The following is a 19,920-nucleotide window of genomic DNA, read 5'->3' as shown; positions in this document are numbered from 1 at the left end:
TGAAGGCATGGCTAACAAGAGTGTAATCAAGAACGTGAATGAACATGTTGGAGAAAGTGTTGTTATCGGTTGTTGGGTAAACAACAAGCGCTCCAGTGGTAAAATTCAGTTCCTGCAGCTTCGCGATGGTACAGGTTATATTCAGGGAGTTGTAGTGAAATCAGAAGTGCCTGAAGAGGTATGGGATGCAGCTAAGAGCCTCACACAGGAAAGCTCATTGTATGTGACCGGTATTATTCGTGAGGAGCCTCGCAGTCAATCCGGTTTTGAAATGACTGTTACCGGAATTGAAGTTCTGCACCTTACAGAGAATTATCCAATTACTCCGAAAGAGCATGGCGTTGATTTCTTGATGGATCACCGTCACCTCTGGCTCCGTGCCTCGAAGCAGCGGGCTGTTCTGGTTATTCGTGCGGAGATTATCCGGGCAATCCAACAGTTCTTCAACGAGAGCGGATTTACAAAGGTGGATCCTCCGATTCTGACGCCAACGTCAGCAGAGGGAACTACTAACTTGTTCCACACGAAATACTTCGATGAGGATGCTTACCTGACCCAAAGCGGACAGTTATACATGGAAGCTGCAGCTATGGCACTGGGCCGTGTATATTCCTTTGGACCCACCTTCCGTGCGGAGAAATCTAAGACTCGTCGCCACTTGATCGAGTTCTGGATGATCGAGCCTGAAATGGCCTTCACAGATCATGAAGAAAGCTTGAAGGTTCAGGAAGAGTTTATTAGCTTCGTAGTACAATCCGTATTGAAGAATTGCCGTGCGGAGTTGGAAGCGGTAGGCCGCGATATTTCCAAGCTGGAGAATATCAAAGCACCATTCCCACGCATTACTTATGACGATGCGATCAAGTTCTTGAATGATAAAGGCTTTGAAGATATTGCTTGGGGTGATGATTTTGGTGCACCTCATGAAACAGCAATCGCTGAAGCATACGATAAACCTGTATTTATTACTCATTATCCTGCTTCATTCAAAGCGTTCTACATGAAGCCGGATCCAAATCGTCCTGAAGTCGTACTGTGTGCTGATATGATCGCTCCTGAAGGTTATGGAGAGATTATTGGGGGTTCACAGCGGATCGATGATCCTGCGCTGCTTGAAGAGCGTTATAAAGAGCACAATCTTTCGATGGATTCTTATAAATGGTACATGGATCTGCGTACTTACGGATCTGTACCTCACTCCGGTTTTGGACTTGGGCTTGAGCGTACTGTAGCTTGGATCTGTGGTCTTGACCATGTACGTGAGACTATTCCATTCCCACGTACACTGTACCGCCTCTACCCATAAGTTCTTAGGATTTGAACAAAGGGGGAAGCACATGGACGGCAAGACATGGAGTACCTGGAGCGAAGGCGTCTCCTTCGGTCTGGAGAACGGAATGGCCGTCATACCTTACGCTTTACTGAAGTATTACCGGAAGCTGAATTTAAGCGGAAGTGAAGCGATGCTGCTGATTCATCTGCTCTCCTTCAGGCAAGTGGAAGGGATTGAGTTCCCTTCTCTGGAGGAGCTTCAGGTCGTAACTGGTCGTAGCATTTCCGTTCTGGCCGGAGAATTGCAGAAGCTCATGAAGGAGGGTTTCATTAGCATCGATGGAGACAACGATGAGCTAAGAGATATCCATTATGAACGCTACAATTTCTCAGGGCTATATGGAAAGCTAGGTGCTTATCTTGCGACAGCTGTACAAGAAAATGAGCAAGATAAGGACAAAGGGGCATATGCAACATCAGCTCCCCGGGCTGCTGCGTCAGGTGGAGGATTCGGAACTCCCCCCACATCTCCTTCTTCACTTGGAGATAAAGAGGAGAGCCGGAATCTATTCAGTATTTTCGAGAAGGAATTCGGGCGCCCGCTGTCTCCAATGGAATGTGAGACGATTTCCAGCTGGGTGGATCAAGACCGATATCCTGAGGAGCTGATTCTGTTAGCACTCAAGGAATCCGTATTTGCGGGGAAGGTTCATTTTCGTTATATCGACCGGATATTGCTGGAATGGGCCCGTAACCGGGTCAAGAACGCTCAGGATGTTAAGACGTATACACAAAAATTCCGCAATGGTGGAAGATAGATCGTTTAGGAGAGAACCGTATTGCTTTAGCTATTGCTAGAGTCTGTACGGTTCTTTTTTTATTTTTTTAGATAAGTGCAGGGGGAGGCGAAGATCTCAGCGTCTATTGCTGTGGGAAGGAGGGGAGAGTCATTGAGGAAGAGCTATTAATCAAGCGGATTTGCCAAGGAGACGAAGATGCGTTTCGCCAGTTTGTAAATACATACAGTCAGCACATATACAAAATCACCTATTCTGTATTACGTGAAGTCAAAGGGGCTGAAGACGCTGCTCAGGAAGCTTTTCTTCAGATGTATAAATCTCTCCCTGACTACCGTTATCAAGGCTTAAAATCATGGATTACGCGGATCGCCTTAAATAAGGCTATTGATGCCAAACGTAAACGTGATCGGCTACGAGAGTTACCTGTTGACTATGAGCTTGTGCTGAGCCAGACACCTTCTAATGAGGAGGATGTACTAGCCACTGTTGTCCGTCGTGACCGGATGAATCGTCTGTCGGGTGAGATCAACAATTTACCGGAGGGTCATCGGGAAATTATGGTGGCTTATTATCTGGAAAATAAAAAATATGAGCAAATTGCTGCTGAAAATGAAATTACTTTGAAGACGGTGGAGTCCAGACTATATAGGGCGAGACAATGGATGCGAAAACATTGGAAGGAGGACGAATGGCTATGATGAAGAGTGGAGAAAACTTAATTCGCCGCGAGCAGGCAAAAGCTTATCTTGAAGGGCAAGAAGATAGTATAGAGCGAGATGAATGGGAACAATTGCTGCTCAAGGATGAAGACACATTTGTTTCATACATAGAGATGCTGGATGAGCTAAAGGAGGATCTGCCTTCATTGGAGAATTCGTCTGCTTTTACTGAGAGAGTTATGGGAGATTGGGTGGCTACGGTGAGATCTTCAGTAGTCATAGAAGAAGTAGCGGGGCAAGAAGAAGGATCACGGCGTTATCGCTGGTATGATAAAACAATCTTTCATTATGCCGTTGCTGCTTCGTTAACGCTGTTGATTATGTCTTCCGGGATGTTTGATAAGTTACTCACGGGTGAAATGGAGCTTATTGTCCCTAAGAAAGATAATTCGCCATCTTATAGCGAACAATTCATGCAAGCCACCAGCGGATGGTTGAGCCGGATTATGGACGGAAGACAGAAATGAGAGGAGAAATGAACAATGCAACAGCAGCGTAATAAAATTAAGGGTCTTTTTCTTAATATGATTCCTGGAGCAGGTCATTATTATATGGGAAGACGACCACAAGGGATTGTTTATTTTTTGCTAAGCTTTGGTGTGTTATTTATGTCATTCTTAATCGCTATGGCTGAAGGGGATGAGGGGATTCTGGCATTGGGCGTGATCGGATTCTTACTTCTATGGATTCTTTCGATGATTCATCTGGTGATTAAATTACTGCAAATGCCCACTCCAATTGTAGCGCCTGATGGATCAATGCTGGATTTTAGTTCTACTATGCCCGTAAAGACGGAGGATAATGAACGTGTGCATGTCATCTTATTGTCTTTCATTCCTGGATTGGGTCATTTTCATATGGGGCTGATGCAGCGTGGACTATCCTTTCTGATTTCATTTTTCGGATTCATGACCGTTATGTTATTCTTGGCTGGAATTACTTCGAGTGATGCATTTTTGCTGCTGTTTGGAGTATTGCCAGTAATTTGGCTGTATTGCATGTTTGATGCAGTTCAGTTGATCCATCGTAAACAAGCAGGAGAAATGCTTGTTGACCGCACATTATTCGAAGAGATGGAGGCTGGACGTGAGGAAGGACGACGCAGCAAAGTATTAGCGACATTACTATCCGCATTTCCTGGCGCTGGACAGATGTATCTGGGACTGCAAAAAAGAGGGCTCCAGCTCATGCTTCTTTTCTTAGGAAGTATCTATGTCATGGATCTATTGCGGTTAACATTGCTCTTTTTCCTTATCCCGGTCATTTGGTTCTATAGCTTATTCGATGGCTTACAGTTAGTTAGCCGATATGGACGTGAACCTTTGCAGGATAAGCCGGTTATCGAAGGTTTCTTAAATCATCAAGGCTGGCTCGGAGCAGTCCTGATGTGTCTCGGATTATACTTTATTGTTGTGAATGTCGCAGTTCCTGCCATCGATATCAGATTTCCAGAATGGCGGCTGGAATATCGCGTAAATGAATATTTTAAGACCATTGTCGTCTCCGTGTTATTGATTGGTGGTGGGGTGAAGCTGATGACTGGAAGTAAGAATAATAAGGGTAGAAAAGGGGCGGGGGGTCAATCTTGAATAATCCAGTAGAAGTAGAGCCGGGAGTCATGGTAACTAGCGAGTTTCCAGTGAACGAAGGGAAATCTAGAAGTTGGCGTGTAGGTACGTTGTCGATGGGACTGAGCCTTTTATTTCTCGGGGCATTAATAATGGTCTCGCAGTGGAAAGGAGCGGATGTGTTCGAGACAACACTTGCTTGGTGGCCGCTCATTTTTATCTTACTTGGTTTAGAAATTGTAATTTACACCTTATGGTTCCGTGGTAAAGGGAAAATGTACTATGATGTGCTAAGTGTTCTGTTCGTCGGATTTCTGGCAGTGTGCTGTTTAGTATTCGCAGGAGTCAGCTCTTTAGGATTAACACAGGAACTTAGACATGTGATCTCCTCTACGGAGGAGAATTATTCCTTGCCGGAATGGAAGGGGAATGTTCCACAGGGTGTAGGCACACTTATAATCCAGGCTGCCGAACCTTATGGAATTATGGTTGATCGAACGGCTGGGAACGAGTTGAATGTATTTGGGAGTTATTCCACGGCAGAAGGGCAACTCAAGCAAGAGCAAGAGAAGCGGCTGTTGCAAACTAAGCAAGTTGGAGACACATTTTACGTCATCTTAGGAGACATACCTAGACATCTAGTATTCGATAACTCCAGGAATGCATTGAACGTGACCGTTGCGGCTCCTGTAAATCTAAAGGTAATCGTAAGAGATAATTATGGAAATGTTGTAACAAGGTAAAAAAAGATCGCTTCCCACCCGATGAGGGGATGGGCTGCGATCTTTTTTGGTTAAGAACGAAGCTCTTTCTCTAGGGCAGCACCCATTTCACGTGAGCGCTCGGCACATCGGTTAACGGCAGCAATCACAGTTTCAAAGAATTCCCCTCGTTCAAGCACTTCTATAGCTGCTTGTGTTGATCCGTTAGGGGAAGTAACCTTCTTACGAAGTGCTGCGGGTTCTTCTCCCGTCTGTTGTACCATTCGGGCAGCTCCCAGCACAGTTTGAACAGTTAATTCGGTGCTTTGATCAAGTGGTAGCCCACCACGGATACCAGCGGCGATCATGGCTTCCATCATGTAATAGATATACGCAGGCCCGCTGCCTGAAATTCCGGTCAAGGTTTCCATACGTTCCTCATCAATGACTGTTGTAAGCCCGACAGCCTCAAAGATATTAAGAGCAAGGCGACGGCCTCTTTCGTCTACTTCTTTGGAGAAGGCTAGACCAGTGGCACCCAGACCGATGGAACTGGAGGTGTTAGGCATTGTGCGAACAATAGGCTGTGCTTTGCCAAGTAGACCTTGAATGGTTCGAATAGATAGACCTGCAATGACAGAAACTACGATTTGATCCGGAGAAAGAAGCGGGCCTAGTCCGCGTAAGGATTCGGCAGCATCTTTAGGTTTCATTGCCAGTACTATTACTGGTGCGTTCCGTAAGTATTCTACTTTTTGTTCGGGATCATTTGTGCCTATTACACCATAACGGCTTTTTAATTCTGCCAGACGTTCACTGCTGCTGCGATTGAGCATGATGACATTATCGGGCTTTACGATATTGCGGCTAATCATCCCGCGAACGATGGCTTCTGCCATGGAGCCTGCGCCATAAAAAACAATATTATGATTCATGAGTGGAACTGAAGGTTGCTGACACATGGCTAAAATCCTCCTAAAAGTTGTGTGATAGAATACTTAAACGTGTATACTAACCCCGAATTTGTCCCGTTCCGTAGATCTTATATTTGGTTGAAGTTAGTGCAGGCAGACCCATCGGGCCACGTGCGTGGAGTTTCTGGGTACTAATACCAATCTCTGCACCGAATCCAAATTCAAAGCCATCCGTGAAGCGGGTTGAGGCATTGTGATAAACAGCGGCAGCATCCACTTCTTGTAAAAAGCGTGTGGCGTTCTCCTGATCTTCCGTTACGATACATTCCGAATGTTTCGTGCCATACTGGGCGATATGCTGCATAGCTTCTTCCATATCACTGACGATTCTAATATTAAGGATATAATCATTGTATTCTGTAGCATAGTCTTCTACGGTTGCAGGTAATACCCATGGGACATGAGAGATGGTTTGTTGACAGCCACGAAGTTCTACATGAACCTCACGGAATGCTTCGGCTAAGGATAACAGATATTTGCTCGCGTAATCCTGATGAACGAGTAGTGTTTCCATAGAGTTACATACCGAAGGGCGCTGAGCTTTGGCATTTAAACTAATGTCCTGTGCCATTTCTGGCAAGGCAGTTGCGTCGAGATAAGTATGGCAGATGCCTGCTCCAGTTTCAATTACGGGAACGGTTGCGTTAAGGACTACATTTTGAATAAGAGAGCTGCCTCCGCGCGGGATAATCACATCTAAAAGTCCGTTCAGCTTTAGCATTTCATCTACTGAAGAACGATTTGGGTCTTCAATCAGCTGAAGCGCGTTAGGCGGCATTGAGGTTTCAGCAAGAGCATTGTGCAGAACCTCGACAATTTTACGGTTGGAGGACAGGGCAGAGGAGCCACCGCGCAGCACAACAGCGTTGCCGGTTTTAAGACATAGACCCGCAGCATCAACAGTCACATTGGGACGTGCTTCGTAGATGATGCCGATCACACCAAGCGGAACACGCAGCTTCTGGATGTTGAGGCCGTTAGGACGTTCAATGCTTTCTAGCGTGTCACCGATAGGGTCCGGTAATACAGCGATTTGTTGCAAGCCTTCGGCAATGCTGTTAATCCGGTCAACATCTAATGCCAGCCGGTCGAGCATGGATTCCGGAGTTCCATTAAGTCTTCCTCGTTCCAAATCCTCCGCATTGGCGGTGATAATGGCGGGAGCTTCGCGGCGAAGTGCATCGGCCATGCCCAGCAGTGCTTCATTCTTCTGGCCAGTTGTTAAGCTTGCTAGAACTCCTGTTGTCTCCTTGGCTAATTTACTCTTATTAATAACTTCACTCATGACGGTTCCTCCCTATATTTGAATTGAAAAAAATGCTTATCTCAGTGTAATCCATTCGTCACGGTGAATGACCTCAAGCCGGTGTACTTCTCCCAGCTTCGGTACAATTTCACGGCTTGGCAGACCTTGAATGCTGCGCAGCTGAGCATCATCGTAATTTACAATCCCACGTCCAAGCAATTTGGAGTCGGGTCCAAGGACTTCTACAACATCTCCTGCGTGAAAACTACCTTCTGTCTGTTTGACGCCTACAGGCAACAGGCTGTGTCCGCCATGTAGCAAAGCTTCTACAGCCCCTTCGTCCACGTATAGGGAGCCGAGAGGGGTAGACATAAAGCCTAGCCATTGTTTTTTGACGGGAAGAGAGGATAGCTTTGTTGCAAAATAAGTGCCCCTGCCTTCTCCCGTTGCAGCAAGCTGTAAATCACCAGGTTCGGTGGCTCTTCCGACAAAGACAGGAACACCACCCCGAGTAGCAATTTTGGCCGCATCGATTTTGGATCGCATACCGCCTGTTCCAACACTAGAGCCAGCTCCACCAGCAATAGCATATATCTCTGGTGTAATGTCATCTACGAACTGATAACGGACAGCATCCGGATGCTTGCGGGGATCTCCACTGTATAAACCATCCATGTCGGTTAAGACAAGCAGTCTAGAGGCTTTTAACAGGTTAGCTACGAGCGCAGAGAGGGTATCATTATCGCCAAATTTCAGTTCATCTACGGAGACAGTGTCATTCTCGTTAAATACGGGCACCGCTCCTTGGCGAAGTAGCTCTTCTACAGTCATCATAGCGTTATTCATGGCTCTGCGGCTGCAGAAATCGGTGCGAGTCAGCAATATTTGCGCGGTAGTAATTCCATGCTGGGCAAAAGCTTCCTGATAAGCCTGCATCAGCAGTACCTGACCCACAGCCGCAGCGGCCTGCTTCTCATGCAGCAGCTTCGGACGTGCTGGATAACCGATACTGCGGAAGCCGGCGGCTACCGCACCAGAGGTTACTAACAACACCTCACAGCCGTTTTTCTTCAACTCGGCAATCTCTGAGGCAAAAAAGGAGACTGCTTCACGATTCAAGCCGCCCTCGGGTCCGGTCAGCGAGCTGCTGCCTATTTTGACCACGATTCGCGTCATCATTTCTATCCACATCCTCTTCGTTTATTAAGTCCTGAAAACAACAAAAAGCCCCCATCCTTAGACTTAGCAAAGGACGAAAGCTTATAAACTTCCGCGGTACCACCTTCATTGATGAGGGATCATCCGACTTCATTCTCATAACGGGAGGATCCGTCCTGTTAGACACAGGCCGCTCGGGGGTAGGATTCGGAACGAAAACCGCGGTAAATTCTTTCAGCCTGTCGGAATCTACTCTCTAGGCGCGGTTAGACTCATTCTTACTGGTCCCGTCTGCACGTTTCACTTATTTTCAATAGAATACCATGGAGCTGGTTGCATTGCAAAGGGAAAACGTAGGATATATTTCTTCATGCAGAAAGCTCTATATATTATGTTTAACCTCAAAGAGAAGGGGTAAAGAACTTATAATCTGTTACCAGGAGGTGGATTAAATTGACTAAAGACAACAATGCCGAGCAGGGACAGAATCAAGATTCAAACGAAGTAGCAGAGCTTCAGAATAGTGTGACTCGTGAATTTGTGGAAGAGCACACCGGGGCTCCAATTGATAAGGGATTGGCTGATTCAAGTAAAGCACGTGTGTCGGATGATCAGAACCGCCTGATTACACAGCGTAATTTGCGTAAATAATCTAGTACTGTTAAAAGAGGTTTACCTGAAAAAGTGCCCCGGCAACCACGCGAATGGTTACTGGGGCACTTTATTTGTATATATTCTATTCTTCCGTTAATTCAGACACGGTTGATTTGAATGTTTCTACAAAAGCCTTTGCGGCCTTGGATAAATATCGTCCGCGTCGATATGCTACAACTAGCGTACGACTAGGCACCGGATCAGCGAGCGGTAAGTAGACTGGAACAAATTCACTCCGCGGTGCACGAGCGATAAAACGAGGAACAAGAGTCACGCCCATACCTGTTGCCACTAGGGATTGAACGGTTTCCATATTATTGCTCTCGAAAACGATTCGTGGCTCGAATCCGGCTTTCCGGCACAGCTCCACAGTCATTTTGCGGAAGCCCTGGCCTTCCTTAAGTACGATGAAAGGTTCGTCCTTAAGCTCTTCAAGTGAGGTCCGTGTTCCATCTAAGATTCGTTTAGCGAGCGGATGTTCAGGAGGGACGGCAAGATCAATTCTTTCCTCTCCAAGCTCTTCATAAGCTAGAGCAGGAATTTCGAGGGGTAAGGAGAGCAGGCTTAAATCGGTCTGACCACTTGCCGTGAGCTTCTCTAGGTTCATCGACGAGTCTTCTAGCAGCGTAATTTCTACCTCAGGATAATTTTGTTTGAAAACTGGAAGCACATGCGGCAGAAGATGTGCTCCTGTAATCGGCATACTGCCCACAACTACACGTCCAGTGCGCAGTTCTGATATGTCGGACATCTCTTGTCGCAGCAGCTCCACTGCGTCAATGATAATCTGGGCTTGTTCAACGAATTTAGAACCTGCGTAGGTCAGCTCAACTGAGCTGGTATTACGCTGAAAAAGCATTACGCCGAGCTCTTTTTCCAGTTTGGAAAGCTGCTGGCTGAGCGAGGGCTGGGCAATATGCAGCTTGTCCGCTGCACGTGAAAAGTTTTTTTCGGCTGCGATTTGCAGCACATACTGCAGTTGTCTCAGTTCCATATATGGACTCCTTAGGGAAATGATTTACTTATAAGTATATCCTATTGGATTATAGTTTTGTATAGGCAACCCGAAGGAGCATTCACTTCTTCGCTCCCCAGAATTTGCCGGGCCTGTTTTCAAGAATTATCCCTACTACACTGATCGAAGTATCCGATATCCTCTCACAATATATTTATTGCGCCGGATCTTGAGAGTATCTATGAGATAACTGCATTCTGTGCAGCTATTTCGTATGCAAAAGGGATGATTTTGGTTTTAAGTGTATTCTATACAACTAAAAACCAGAGTTCCCAGCTATAGGGCGATAATTCAAGAAAATAGCTGCACAAAATACACTTATATTCATTAACGAATGATTCACAGGAATATAGCTGTACAAAATACAACTAAACGCTCCTACACATCCCGGTTGCGCAACGCTCCTACACATCAAGCTTGCGCATCGCTCTTACACATCAAGCTTGCGCCTCGCTCCTATACATCCCGGTTGTGCATCGCACCTACATATTGCGCCTCAACACACCCTAACTCAGCTTATAGGTTCAGACTATCACTTTTATAGATATCATATCTTGGAATTATAAAGACAGGGGTGTTATATTTAGATCATTCAAGAGAGACTCCACGCTCTCTTCCAATGAACGATTCTATTAATGAGGTGAAATTATGAGCAACAAGACAATGTTTGAAAAGATTTGGGAGAATCACGTTATTCATCAAGAGGAAGGCAAACCTAGCATTATTTATATTGATCTGCATTTGGTTCATGAAGTTACTTCTCCGCAGGCTTTTGAAGGGCTTCGCCTCAGCAACCGGAAGGTTCGCCGTCCTGAGCTGACTTTCGCAACGATGGATCATAACGTACCAACTAAAGATCGTTTTAACATTAAAGATCCAATCTCCAAACAACAAATTGATACCCTTTCTAAGAACTGTGCTGATTTTGGTGTAAGACTGTTCGATCTGAACGATATTGATCAAGGCGTTGTACACGTAATGGGTCCTGAAATCGGCTTGACACATCCTGGAAAAACTATCGTTTGCGGCGACAGCCATACCTCCACGCATGGTGCATTCGGCGCGCTGGCATTCGGTATCGGAACTAGTGAAGTTGAACATGTAATGGCTACCCAATGTTTGCAGCAATCCAAAGCTAAGACTATGGAAGTACGCTTTACAGGCAAACGTAACCCTGGCGTAACAGCAAAAGATATGATCCTGGGTGTTATTGCTAAATACGGTACTGATTTTGCCACAGGTTATGTAATTGAGTATACAGGCGAAGCTATTCGTGAATTGTCGATGGAAGAACGTATGACTGTCTGCAATATGTCGATCGAAGGCGGAGCAAGAGCTGGCTTGATTGCCCCTGATGAAACTACTTTTAATTATCTGCGTGGACGTCAATACGTACCGCAAGGCGAAGCTTATGATGCTGCTGTAGAAGCATGGAAGAGTCTTGTAAGTGACGAGGGCGCCCAGTACGATACGGTTGTTGAATTTGATGTGGAAACATTGATTCCACAAGTGACCTGGGGGACTAGCCCGGGCATGGGAACTGACATCAACTCCAGCGTTCCGAATCCGGCGGACTTCACCACTGAAAATGAACGTAAAGCTGCTGAAAAAGCGCTTGAATATATGGATTTGACTCCTGGAACACCTATTTCCGAAATTCCGATTGATTATGTATTTATCGGTTCCTGCACTAACGGGCGGATCGAAGATTTGAGAGCTGCAGCAGTGGTAGCTAAAGGTCATAAGGTGTCTGAAAAGGTTACTGCCATTGTTGTTCCAGGCTCGGGCCGTGTTAAGATGCAGGCTGAGAAAGAAGGACTTGATAAAGTCTTTACTGACGCTGGCTTTGAATGGCGTGAAGCGGGATGCAGCATGTGCTTGGCCATGAACCCGGATGTTCTGCAGCCTGGACAACGCTGTGCATCTACCTCGAACCGTAACTTTGAAGGACGCCAAGGACGCGGAGGACGTACACATCTTGTATCTCCAGCTATGGCAGCCGCAGCTGCGATCAAAGGTCGTTTCACTGATGTACGTGATTGGAATTATAAGACGGAAGCCGTCAGCTCATAGAACTAGAGAGAACACGGGAGGATAAAACTATGGATGCTTTTAAAAAATTAACAGGAATTGTTGCACCAGTTGACCGGGTAAATGTAGATACGGATGCGATTATTCCAAAACAGTTTTTGAAACGGATTGAACGGACGGGATTTGGACAGTTTTTGTTCTATGAATGGCGTTTTGATGAAGAAGGTAACGATAATCCAGCCTTCGAAATGAATAAACCACGTTATCAAGGGGCTTCTGTTCTGATCTCACGCGCTAACTTTGGCTGTGGATCCTCTCGGGAGCATGCACCATGGGCGATTATGGATTACGGGTTCAGAGTTGTAATTGCACCTTCTTATGCGGATATCTTCTACAATAACTGCTTTAAGAACGGCATTCTGCCGATTAAGCTTTCGGAAGAGCAAGTGGATGAATTGTTCAAACGGACAGCTGAGCATGAGGACTACAAGCTGACAGTTGATCTTGAGAACAATGCTTTACAAGATGAATTCGGACTGAGCATCAGCTTTGATCTGGATGAGCACCGTCGTCAATTCCTGCTGCAAGGCTTGGATGATATCGGTTTGACCCTTCAACATGCAGATGAAATTGCTGCTTATGAAGAGCGTCATGCTGCAAAGCTATTCTCTTAAAAAGAGGATATAACTGGTCTGATTCTTAAACTTTACAAAAAATACGCAAAACTTCTATTTCCGGGTGTCGGAAATAGAAGTTTTTTTGCTATAATCGATATATTCATTGGTCATTAAGGAAACATTTGGTGATTTCTGTCGTCTAAATACTTATCTAGGATCTATTACTTGCAGAAGGAGCGGAAAATGAGAATGAGAAGAGCTGGGCTTCGTGTATTGCTGCTTTTGTTACTGCCTTTATTATTTTTAACATCCACCGGACAAGAAGCTGCCGCAGCTGGTAGCAGCACAGGCAGAATTATTATGGACAATCAGGAACTTGCTTTGCCAAAAGGAATTAAACTCGAAAATGTAAATGGTAGCGTTATGATTCCGGTCAGAGTGGTAGTAGAGAATCTTGGATTCGAGGTGTTATGGGAGCAGCAGACCCGGAAAGTAACCGTTCACCAGGATGGTAAAAGCATTGAGCTGGCGGTAGGACGGAAAACAGCTGATGCAGATGGGGTGACATTTGATTTAAATGCAGCTCCTAAGCAGAGTGGCGGCACAGTACTTGTTCCAATTCGTTTCGTAAGCGAGCAGTTCGGCTTAAAGGTGGGCTGGGATAATGTTGATAAAACCGTCTATTTGACAGGTGGACAAGTTAGCAATCCTGCAATGACACCTGAGGGGAATACTACCAATCCAACAGCAACTAATACACCTGCTCCAACTCCAAGTGCTACGCCGGGAAGTGACAACGGGACAACTGCTGGCAGTGTAGTAACTTCACCCAGCCCGACACCAGTTCCACAAACAACTACGGCACCGGGAAGCACAGCAGGAATTCCAACAGGCCCTCTAGTAAACGGGGCAGTATTCACTGAGAACCGACTTATTATCGCTGTGTCGGGGGCTACTAAGCCAAACGTTACAAAAATGAGCAACCCTGATCGAATCGTCGTAGATTTTCCGGGTGCTGCGTTCGATCCGAATTTCATTGGAAGTCTTACGGGTGTTACCACCACTGGCGGTCCACAGGGGAAGCTGGACGTTGCCGGCTACCCGCTCGTTTCTGAGATCCGTTATGCACTGTTCAGTGTGAGTCCGTCCACTGTCAGATTCGTAATTCAAACGGTTGGAAATCAACCGTACCAGCTTAGTACGGATGAAAGCACCGGGCTGGTTACGATTGATTTGAATGTAACTAACAGCGGAGGCAACACCACAGGGGCTAATGGAACGTTAGGTAAGCCAATTGTAGTTCTAGATGCGGGTCATGGCGGAACTCAATCAGGTGCTGTCAGTCTCACAGGTAAGCTGGAAAAAGACTTCAATCTGGCCGTCATCCGCAAAGTACAAACGCTGTTAACGCAGGAAGCATTAGTTGACGTGGTGTTTACTCGAACTGACGATGCTACATTGGGGCTTCAGGATCGCGTGAAAATTGCGGAGGCTGCTAAAGCGAATCTCTTTATTTCAGTGCACGCGAATTCGCTAGAGGTTGGATATCCAAATAGAGATAAAATAAATGGCAGTGAAACCTATTATTCTCGCAGTGATAGTCTGCCTCTTGCTCAGATTATGCATAAGCATTTATTAGCCGCTACTGGTTTTAAAGACAACGGGATTCGTACGAAAAGCCTTCATGTTACACGGGAAACCACAATGCCAGCAGTCTTGCTAGAGGTAGGATATCTTACAAATTCAGGAAATGAATCGGCGATGTATAGTGAGCAGCTTCAAGAGAAATTAGCGAGAGAAATTGTTGCCGGAATTAAGGAATATCTGGGGCTTTAACACTTGCGGTTGGTGAGATTTCTCAATTTTTATGGAATATATTCGCAACCTTTATAGATTACCAGCGTCTAATAGAGGTCTGAGGTTGACGGAGACAGGGGCACCACGATCGCCATTCACAGGCGAATACTAGATTCTTAGAGGTGAAGAATGAAGAAATTCAGTTTGATGTTGTTATTGTTGCTCTTTGTGTTGGTTTTGCCTGAGCATGGACATGCTGCTGCCGCGAATAGCAAGATTTATCTGGACGGCAAAGAGATTACTGCAGGGCAAAAAGTACCGGTTGAAAATGTGAATGATACTATCATGGTACCGTTGAGATTGATCTCCGAGAGTCTTGGTTATACCGTGGGCTGGGATCAAAAAAGCAAAACGGTGACGATTGAACAGCAAGGGAAGGTCATCAAACTTATTGTTAATCAAAAGACAGCTTCGGTTGATGACAAAACAGTACAGCTTACCACTGCGCCTGTCCTGCGGAGTGATACGACACTTGTACCTATACGGTTCATAAGTGAGCAGTTTGGTCTCACCGTCACTTGGGATAATGCGAAGAAGATCGTGTATCTTATTACCCCAGGATCCTCAAATGAAAACGGCAGTTCTGATGGGAACTCTGGAAATGGTGGATCTGAAGTTGTTGTTCCGCCGGTAGATCCTACTAAAAATTTAACCATGATAAATGGTTTGAGCTTTAGTGAGAATCGTTTAAGCATTGCGATGGAAGGTAATTCCGAGCCAAAAGTAAGTGTAATGACAGGGCCGGATCGGTTAGTTATTGATTTTCCTAATGCCACTTTCTCAGATCTGTTTGGTACGGGACAAGTTCTTGATCCTGATCTGAATGGTAAACTGGAAGTGAAGGATTATCCTGATGTATCAGGTGTCCGGTATTCGCTTTATAGCTCCAATCCTTATACTGTACGTTTTGTAATTGATTTGAATTATCCTAAGAATTATAACATCAGCGTATCTGGGACGGATTCTAAGTTGGTTATCATTGACCTGAATGCAGAAAGTACGGATGATACTTCAACACAGCCAGGTAATGATGGCAAGAAGCTCGTAGTACTGGATGCGGGGCACGGAGCCAAAGATTCTGGTGCAGTAGGAGTAACAGGAAAATACGAAAAGAATTTTAATTTAGCTATAGTACTTAAGACAGCAGCATTGCTGAAAAAAGAAAGTAATATCGATGTCGTACTGACACGCAGTGACGATACATTCTTGGAGCTCAAGGATAGAGCGGCTATGGCTAATAATTTAAAAGCAGATCTATTCATTTCTGTACATGCTAACAGTTCCGCATCTTCTGCGGCAAGCGGGACAGAAACGTATTATCAGCGGGAAGCCAGTAAGGCCTTAGCGAAAGTAATGCATAAGTATCTTGTTGAGGCTACAGGGCTTAGTGATCGCGGTGTACGATACGGAAATTTCCATGTCATTCGTGAAACGAAAATGCCTGCTGTTCTACTTGAAGTAGGATACCTTAGCAATAAGAAGGATGAGACATTGCTCTTTACGGAAGCATTACAAAATAAAGTTGCTGCTTCAATAGTGAGTGGGATCAAGGAATATTTGGGTATAAAATAACAGACCAGTGGCAGACGAGCGCCGCAAAGTCAGCTTTCTGCTTTTATCAATAAAAAGGCAAGAAGTGGTTTTGCGGTACCTGTCTGCCCGTATTCATCTAGAGGAGGCGTTTATTAATGTTTAAACAAAAATGGACTATGGTTGGGGTTGCTGCGCTACTTCTACTAGTGATAGCTGGCTGTGGAGATAAGCCTACTGCAGCTCCTGCTAATGGAGTGGAGCAAGATACTACAAACGTTGTAAGTGGTGCGGGAGAAAGTACCCCAGCTCCATCTGATGATCAGGAAACCGAAGTGGCTAGCACTCCGCAACCGACAGCAGATAATACTAATGCAGAAACTCAGCCATCTTCGAAGCCGGTAGAAAATGAGACACAAAAGCAAAGCCAGAGTATTGAAGTTTATTACACTGATTCGCAAATTATGGATTTAGTGCCTGCTAAGACTACGATTAACTACTCTGACGATGTTGAGAAATATACAGAGACGTTCAAAGCACTGCAAAGTAGTGAGAATACAGATCTTGTACCTTTGTGGGGGAAAATTGAACTGAAATCATTAAAATTCGTAGAGGGTCAAATCGTAATGGATATTCATAAACCAGATGAAGCTCAGCTTGGTGCGGGTGGAGAATCCTTTGCCATTACTTCACTTGCCAAAACTTATTTTCAATTTGCGGAAGTAAAGAGTATCGAAGTTTTAGTTGATGGTGAAAAGGTAGAAAGTCTAATGGGCCATGTGGATCTATTGCATCCTATGACTAGAGATAATTCTTAATTGGTTATGCAACAAAGGAATTAGGTATCTAGCTGACGAATTTTTAAACATACTATTTATTTGAGTCATAGAGAGGGGAATAATCTATTGTCCGCGCAAAAAAGGTCAAAACGTCCATTGAAGGCTTATTCTAATAAAGCAGTGTCGGCTGTTATGGCTGGCGTTATGGTTTTTGGTGGTGCAAGTGCAGTGTTTGCAGACACAGCTGCCACTACACCGACATCAACCACTACACAATCTGTAGGGATTTTTAGCGATGTAAAGACAGGCTTCTGGGCTGAAAAACATATTTATAAACTCGCTTCACAAGGAATTGTGGTTGGAAATAATGGATTGTTCCGTCCGGGTGATTCTGTAACTCAGCAGGAAGCAGTGCTTATGGCCCTGCGGTTTATGAAGCTGCAGGATAAAGTGGATGCTTCTTCTGCGGTAGCGTTGCCTACCGATTTTAAAGTTACGAATTATTACAAGGATTATGTTGTGTTAGCTTTTCAACAAGGATTACTCGATAAAGCAACCGAAATGGCTCCAGATAATCTGAAGACTTCTTGGGGAGAGCGTAAAGCATCCCGGGAATGGATTGCGGAGCTGTTAATCCGCTCCCTTGGAAAAAGCGCAGATGCAGCAGGGGCCGCTAGTGAGCCAACAGGCTTTGCGGATGATACCAAAGTGTCTGCCAACAAACGTGGTTACATCAACGTTGCCGTTGATTTAGGCCTAGCAAACGGACTTGATGGCAATCGTTTTGATCCGCAAGGTGCTGTAACACGTGCGCAATTGGCGACTTTTTTCAGTCGTGCTGAAGCTCACAATACGGTTGAATACGACAACGCGGTATCAGGAACGATCAGTCAATTAGCTGATGGGAAACTATCCGTCTATAACAACGGAAAGACTTCTACATATACCCTGGGAGCAAGCACTGCTTATTACACAAGTGCCTCTGAAAGCAGAATCAATCTAAGTGATGTCCAACCCTACACTAAGGTTACTGTAATTGGTGCGACATATAACGCGGCTTATGTTGAAGTGACTGACCCTACACAACAAGTAGAGACTCTGTCAGGAAACTTCGCCATGGTAGCTCCAGGTAATAAGCTTTGGTTAAAGTCACCAACAGGGTTCACTGAATACTACTACGATGAGACTACTTCCTTTGTAGATGTAAATGGAGCTGGAATTGAACCTGCTTCGCTGGTAACAGACAGTGTAGTTTCACTGCAACGTGAAACGTACAGTGGTTCGCATAAAGTAGTGAAGGTTCAGGTGACTTCAGGGGTCATTAACAAAACAACAACAGGCACCATTCAAAGTGTAGATCTTACTGGCAAAAGCATTACTTTCAAAAATACCGCGGGTACAGTAGAAACTTTTAAATGGGAAGATGGAACTTCATTATTCAGCTCCCAAGCATCAGTGCTGAAACCTGCAGATTTGAAGACAGGTAATGCGGTGAAATATACGATTCAAGATAATGTGATCCGCACTGTAGAAGTGACGGAAGGTGTTGAACGGACAGTTGAGGGGGTACTTACCGAGCTGACTAGTTCCACAGTTGTTTACAAAAAAGCAGACGGAAATCGTGAGGTTAAACTGCTTGGCACTAAACCGACGATTGTTATTCCGAACATGAGTGGAGCAGTAGCTGATGATCTTATTGCTGATGCAGTAGGTGGGGACAAGATTCAGGTTACCTTAAACAGCAGCGATCAAGTCACCAAAATTGAAGTGTTAAGCCGCCAAATTGAGCAGTATAGTGGAGCAACAATTGTGGATTACAATAGCAAAACACAGCTCCTTACAGTTATGGACAGCAGCAAAAAAGCCCATGTGGTTCAGTTGGATGAGAAAACAAAGCTGATTTATGAAGGTGCATTGCCTAACTTAACTAATATGGGTGCGAAACTTATCGAGAACCGCAAAGTTAATCTGAAGGCAATAGGACAGCGGGCTTTGTCTTTGGAAATTGTCACAAAGTACGAAGGAACTTTAACAGCTGTTAATTCTACGTCGAAAACTCTTGTTTTGAAGCTTAATGATGGACAAAGTTTAACGATGCCTTATCCGCAACTTGTTGATCTCTTTGGTAAGACTAGTCCTTCCCTAAGTGATATTCCTATTGGAAGCAATGTAACGGCTTCACTGACTACAGGTCAGGATCTGATAGCGGTATTGAAAGTGAAGACTGTGCTGCAAGTTGAAGCGGCAACCGTGAATTCTGGAACCAACCGTTTGGGCATCAAATGGAATGGGGGAACCAGTGATATTAATACTTTGGCAATCCCGTTGACCAATGAAGCTGGTGAGAGCATTAAGCTAACGGATTTAAAAGCGGGAGATTATCTTAATGTGACCTTTGATGGTAGCTCACCGCTGGCTATTCAAGCAGTTAAGCTCACAACAGGTCAGGTAAGTTCTGTAGATGCCGCTGGGAATAGCGTAGTCGTGAAGGATTATGCTGGAGCTGCACAGACCTTAGCGGTAAGTGGAGGAGTCAAAATCATTCGTGACGGCTCGACAACGACTGCTCTTAGCAACTTGACGGCAGGGGACAGAGTAGAGATTCGCAAGGATCCGGATGGATCTACAACGATTCGTATTATGTCTCAGCTCAGTAGAACATTCTCACGTTATGAGAGTGCAACAAACTCATTGGTGACGAAGAGACCTAATTTGAACGATAAATATCAATTCTTTGTTCCTGCTAATGTTTATATTCATCAGGGAGATTCGACTTTATCCGTGCAATCTTTGAAAGAAAATGATAATATTATAATGTATTTCAATAATGATATTTTGGTTGAAATTGTGAAACAATAGTTGCAATGGTGGATTTCTGAGTGAATCACCGTCTTGACACAGGGGGCTTTACCTGCGTCAAGACGTTTTTTTTGAAATATAAGAAAGTATAAGTATTGCTCCTATACTGTATGTCTTATATTTCTCGCTTAAACGCTTAC

17 protein-coding genes are annotated in these 19,920 nt (G+C 44.9%); 13 read left to right on the top strand and 4 right to left on the bottom strand.

What is annotated here, in order from left to right; genetic code table 11:
• Window positions 1–7 precede the first annotated feature (7 nt).
• From asnS to NST25_RS20700, 6 genes are all read left to right on the top strand, one after another.
• Window positions 8–1,306, top strand: coding sequence for an asparagine--tRNA ligase (gene asnS / locus NST25_RS20725; RefSeq protein ID WP_036676308.1), 1,299 nt, complete (start codon window positions 8–10; stop codon window positions 1,304–1,306).
• 31 nt (window positions 1,307–1,337) lie between these two features.
• Window positions 1,338–2,090, top strand: a complete 753-nt coding sequence (locus tag NST25_RS20720) for a DnaD domain-containing protein (RefSeq protein WP_076302747.1) — start codon at window positions 1,338–1,340, stop codon at window positions 2,088–2,090.
• Window positions 2,091–2,161: 71 nt separating this feature from the next.
• Window positions 2,162–2,770 carry a sigma-70 family RNA polymerase sigma factor gene (locus tag NST25_RS20715; RefSeq protein ID WP_305954008.1) on the top strand — a complete coding sequence of 203 codons (609 nt, stop codon included), beginning with the start codon at window positions 2,162–2,164 and terminating at the stop codon, window positions 2,768–2,770.
• Complete coding sequence (locus NST25_RS20710; protein ID WP_339187817.1) at window positions 2,761–3,258, top strand: hypothetical protein; 498 nt, start codon at window positions 2,761–2,763, stop codon at window positions 3,256–3,258. Before NST25_RS20715 ends, NST25_RS20710 begins: the two co-directional genes overlap by 10 nt.
• A 15-nt stretch (window positions 3,259–3,273) precedes the next feature.
• Complete coding sequence (locus NST25_RS20705; RefSeq protein ID WP_076127557.1) at window positions 3,274–4,380, top strand: hypothetical protein; 1,107 nt, start codon at window positions 3,274–3,276, stop codon at window positions 4,378–4,380.
• On the top strand, window positions 4,377–5,102 hold the full coding sequence (locus tag NST25_RS20700) for a hypothetical protein (RefSeq protein ID WP_081388300.1): 726 nt from the start codon (window positions 4,377–4,379) through the stop codon (window positions 5,100–5,102). The genes NST25_RS20705 and NST25_RS20700 overlap by 4 nt, the downstream gene beginning before the upstream one ends.
• Before the next feature lie 50 nt (window positions 5,103–5,152).
• Here NST25_RS20700 and proC read toward each other — a convergent pair whose 3' ends face one another.
• The 3 genes from proC to proB are packed head-to-tail and all read right to left on the bottom strand — an operon-like array spanning window position 5,153 to window position 8,459.
• Complete coding sequence (gene proC / locus NST25_RS20695) at window positions 5,153–6,022, bottom strand: pyrroline-5-carboxylate reductase (protein WP_076308388.1); 870 nt, start codon at window positions 6,020–6,022, stop codon at window positions 5,153–5,155.
• A 49-nt stretch (window positions 6,023–6,071) separates the two neighbouring features.
• On the bottom strand, window positions 6,072–7,319 hold the full coding sequence (locus NST25_RS20690; RefSeq protein ID WP_340392397.1) for a glutamate-5-semialdehyde dehydrogenase: 1,248 nt from the start codon (window positions 7,317–7,319) through the stop codon (window positions 6,072–6,074).
• 36 nt (window positions 7,320–7,355) lie between these two features.
• Window positions 7,356–8,459, bottom strand: coding sequence for a glutamate 5-kinase (gene proB, locus NST25_RS20685; protein WP_076308387.1), 1,104 nt, complete (start codon window positions 8,457–8,459; stop codon window positions 7,356–7,358).
• A 432-nt stretch (window positions 8,460–8,891) separates the two neighbouring features.
• Here proB and NST25_RS20680 point away from each other — a divergent pair, with 432 nt between their 5' ends.
• A complete protein-coding gene (locus NST25_RS20680; RefSeq protein ID WP_076308386.1) occupies window positions 8,892–9,089 on the top strand; it encodes a hypothetical protein in 198 nt (65 codons plus the stop codon).
• 85 nt (window positions 9,090–9,174) lie between these two features.
• On the opposite strand, the gene NST25_RS20675 is transcribed toward NST25_RS20680, so the two are convergent.
• Window positions 9,175–10,086, bottom strand: a complete 912-nt coding sequence (locus tag NST25_RS20675; protein ID WP_076101451.1) for a LysR family transcriptional regulator — start codon at window positions 10,084–10,086, stop codon at window positions 9,175–9,177.
• Between the two features lie 669 nt (window positions 10,087–10,755).
• On the opposite strand from NST25_RS20675, the gene leuC reads away from it, so the two are divergent.
• The 6 genes from leuC to NST25_RS20645 all read left to right on the top strand — a co-directional run bounded on the left by leuC (window position 10,756) and on the right by NST25_RS20645 (window position 19,780).
• Entirely contained in the window at window positions 10,756–12,180 is a 1,425-nt protein-coding gene (gene leuC / locus NST25_RS20670; RefSeq protein ID WP_076127568.1) for a 3-isopropylmalate dehydratase large subunit, read from the top strand.
• A 29-nt stretch (window positions 12,181–12,209) separates the two neighbouring features.
• Window positions 12,210–12,812, top strand: coding sequence for a 3-isopropylmalate dehydratase small subunit (leuD, locus tag NST25_RS20665; RefSeq protein WP_076127570.1), 603 nt, complete (start codon window positions 12,210–12,212; stop codon window positions 12,810–12,812).
• 186 nt (window positions 12,813–12,998) lie between these two features.
• Window positions 12,999–14,591 (top strand): N-acetylmuramoyl-L-alanine amidase family protein, encoded by a 1,593-nt coding sequence (locus NST25_RS20660; protein ID WP_081391820.1) that lies wholly within the window; start codon window positions 12,999–13,001, stop codon window positions 14,589–14,591.
• 150 nt (window positions 14,592–14,741) lie between these two features.
• A complete protein-coding gene (locus tag NST25_RS20655) occupies window positions 14,742–16,184 on the top strand; it encodes an N-acetylmuramoyl-L-alanine amidase family protein (protein WP_076127574.1) in 1,443 nt (480 codons plus the stop codon).
• A 116-nt stretch (window positions 16,185–16,300) separates the two neighbouring features.
• The gene (locus NST25_RS20650; RefSeq protein WP_076281440.1) at window positions 16,301–16,960 is read left to right on the top strand and encodes a GerMN domain-containing protein; all 660 of its coding nucleotides are present in this window, start codon (window positions 16,301–16,303) and stop codon (window positions 16,958–16,960) included.
• An 87-nt stretch (window positions 16,961–17,047) separates the two neighbouring features.
• Window positions 17,048–19,780, top strand: a complete 2,733-nt coding sequence (locus tag NST25_RS20645; RefSeq protein WP_340392395.1) for an S-layer homology domain-containing protein — start codon at window positions 17,048–17,050, stop codon at window positions 19,778–19,780.
• The last annotated feature ends 140 nt before the right edge of the window (window positions 19,781–19,920 follow it).

This window comes from Paenibacillus sp. FSL E2-0190 (genome assembly GCF_037992965.1).
GTDB classification, from domain to species: Bacteria; Bacillota; Bacilli; order Paenibacillales; family Paenibacillaceae; genus Paenibacillus_AQ; species Paenibacillus_AQ odorifer.
Note: the sequence above shows the minus strand (reverse complement) of the source record. Positions and strands in the feature narration are given on the sequence as shown.

Excerpts from the sequence above, each read along its gene's own strand:
- NST25_RS20710 (WP_339187817.1), top strand. The coding sequence starts at position 2,761 with ATGGCTATGATGAAGAGTGGAGAAAACTTAATTCGCCGCGAGCAGGCA.
- NST25_RS20660 (WP_081391820.1), top strand. The coding sequence starts at position 12,999 with ATGAGAATGAGAAGAGCTGGGCTTCGTGTATTGCTGCTTTTGTTACTG.
- NST25_RS20705 (WP_076127557.1), top strand. The coding sequence starts at position 3,274 with ATGCAACAGCAGCGTAATAAAATTAAGGGTCTTTTTCTTAATATGATT.
- leuD (WP_076127570.1), top strand. The coding sequence starts at position 12,210 with ATGGATGCTTTTAAAAAATTAACAGGAATTGTTGCACCAGTTGACCGG.
- proC (WP_076308388.1), bottom strand. The coding sequence starts at position 6,022 with ATGTGTCAGCAACCTTCAGTTCCACTCATGAATCATAATATTGTTTTT.
- asnS (WP_036676308.1), top strand. The coding sequence starts at position 8 with ATGGCTAACAAGAGTGTAATCAAGAACGTGAATGAACATGTTGGAGAA.
- NST25_RS20650 (WP_076281440.1), top strand. The coding sequence starts at position 16,301 with ATGTTTAAACAAAAATGGACTATGGTTGGGGTTGCTGCGCTACTTCTA.
- proB (WP_076308387.1), bottom strand. The coding sequence starts at position 8,459 with ATGATGACGCGAATCGTGGTCAAAATAGGCAGCAGCTCGCTGACCGGA.
- NST25_RS20690 (WP_340392397.1), bottom strand. The coding sequence starts at position 7,319 with ATGAGTGAAGTTATTAATAAGAGTAAATTAGCCAAGGAGACAACAGGA.
- NST25_RS20655 (WP_076127574.1), top strand. The coding sequence starts at position 14,742 with ATGAAGAAATTCAGTTTGATGTTGTTATTGTTGCTCTTTGTGTTGGTT.
- leuC (WP_076127568.1), top strand. The coding sequence starts at position 10,756 with ATGAGCAACAAGACAATGTTTGAAAAGATTTGGGAGAATCACGTTATT.
- NST25_RS20720 (WP_076302747.1), top strand. The coding sequence starts at position 1,338 with ATGGACGGCAAGACATGGAGTACCTGGAGCGAAGGCGTCTCCTTCGGT.
- NST25_RS20675 (WP_076101451.1), bottom strand. The coding sequence starts at position 10,086 with ATGGAACTGAGACAACTGCAGTATGTGCTGCAAATCGCAGCCGAAAAA.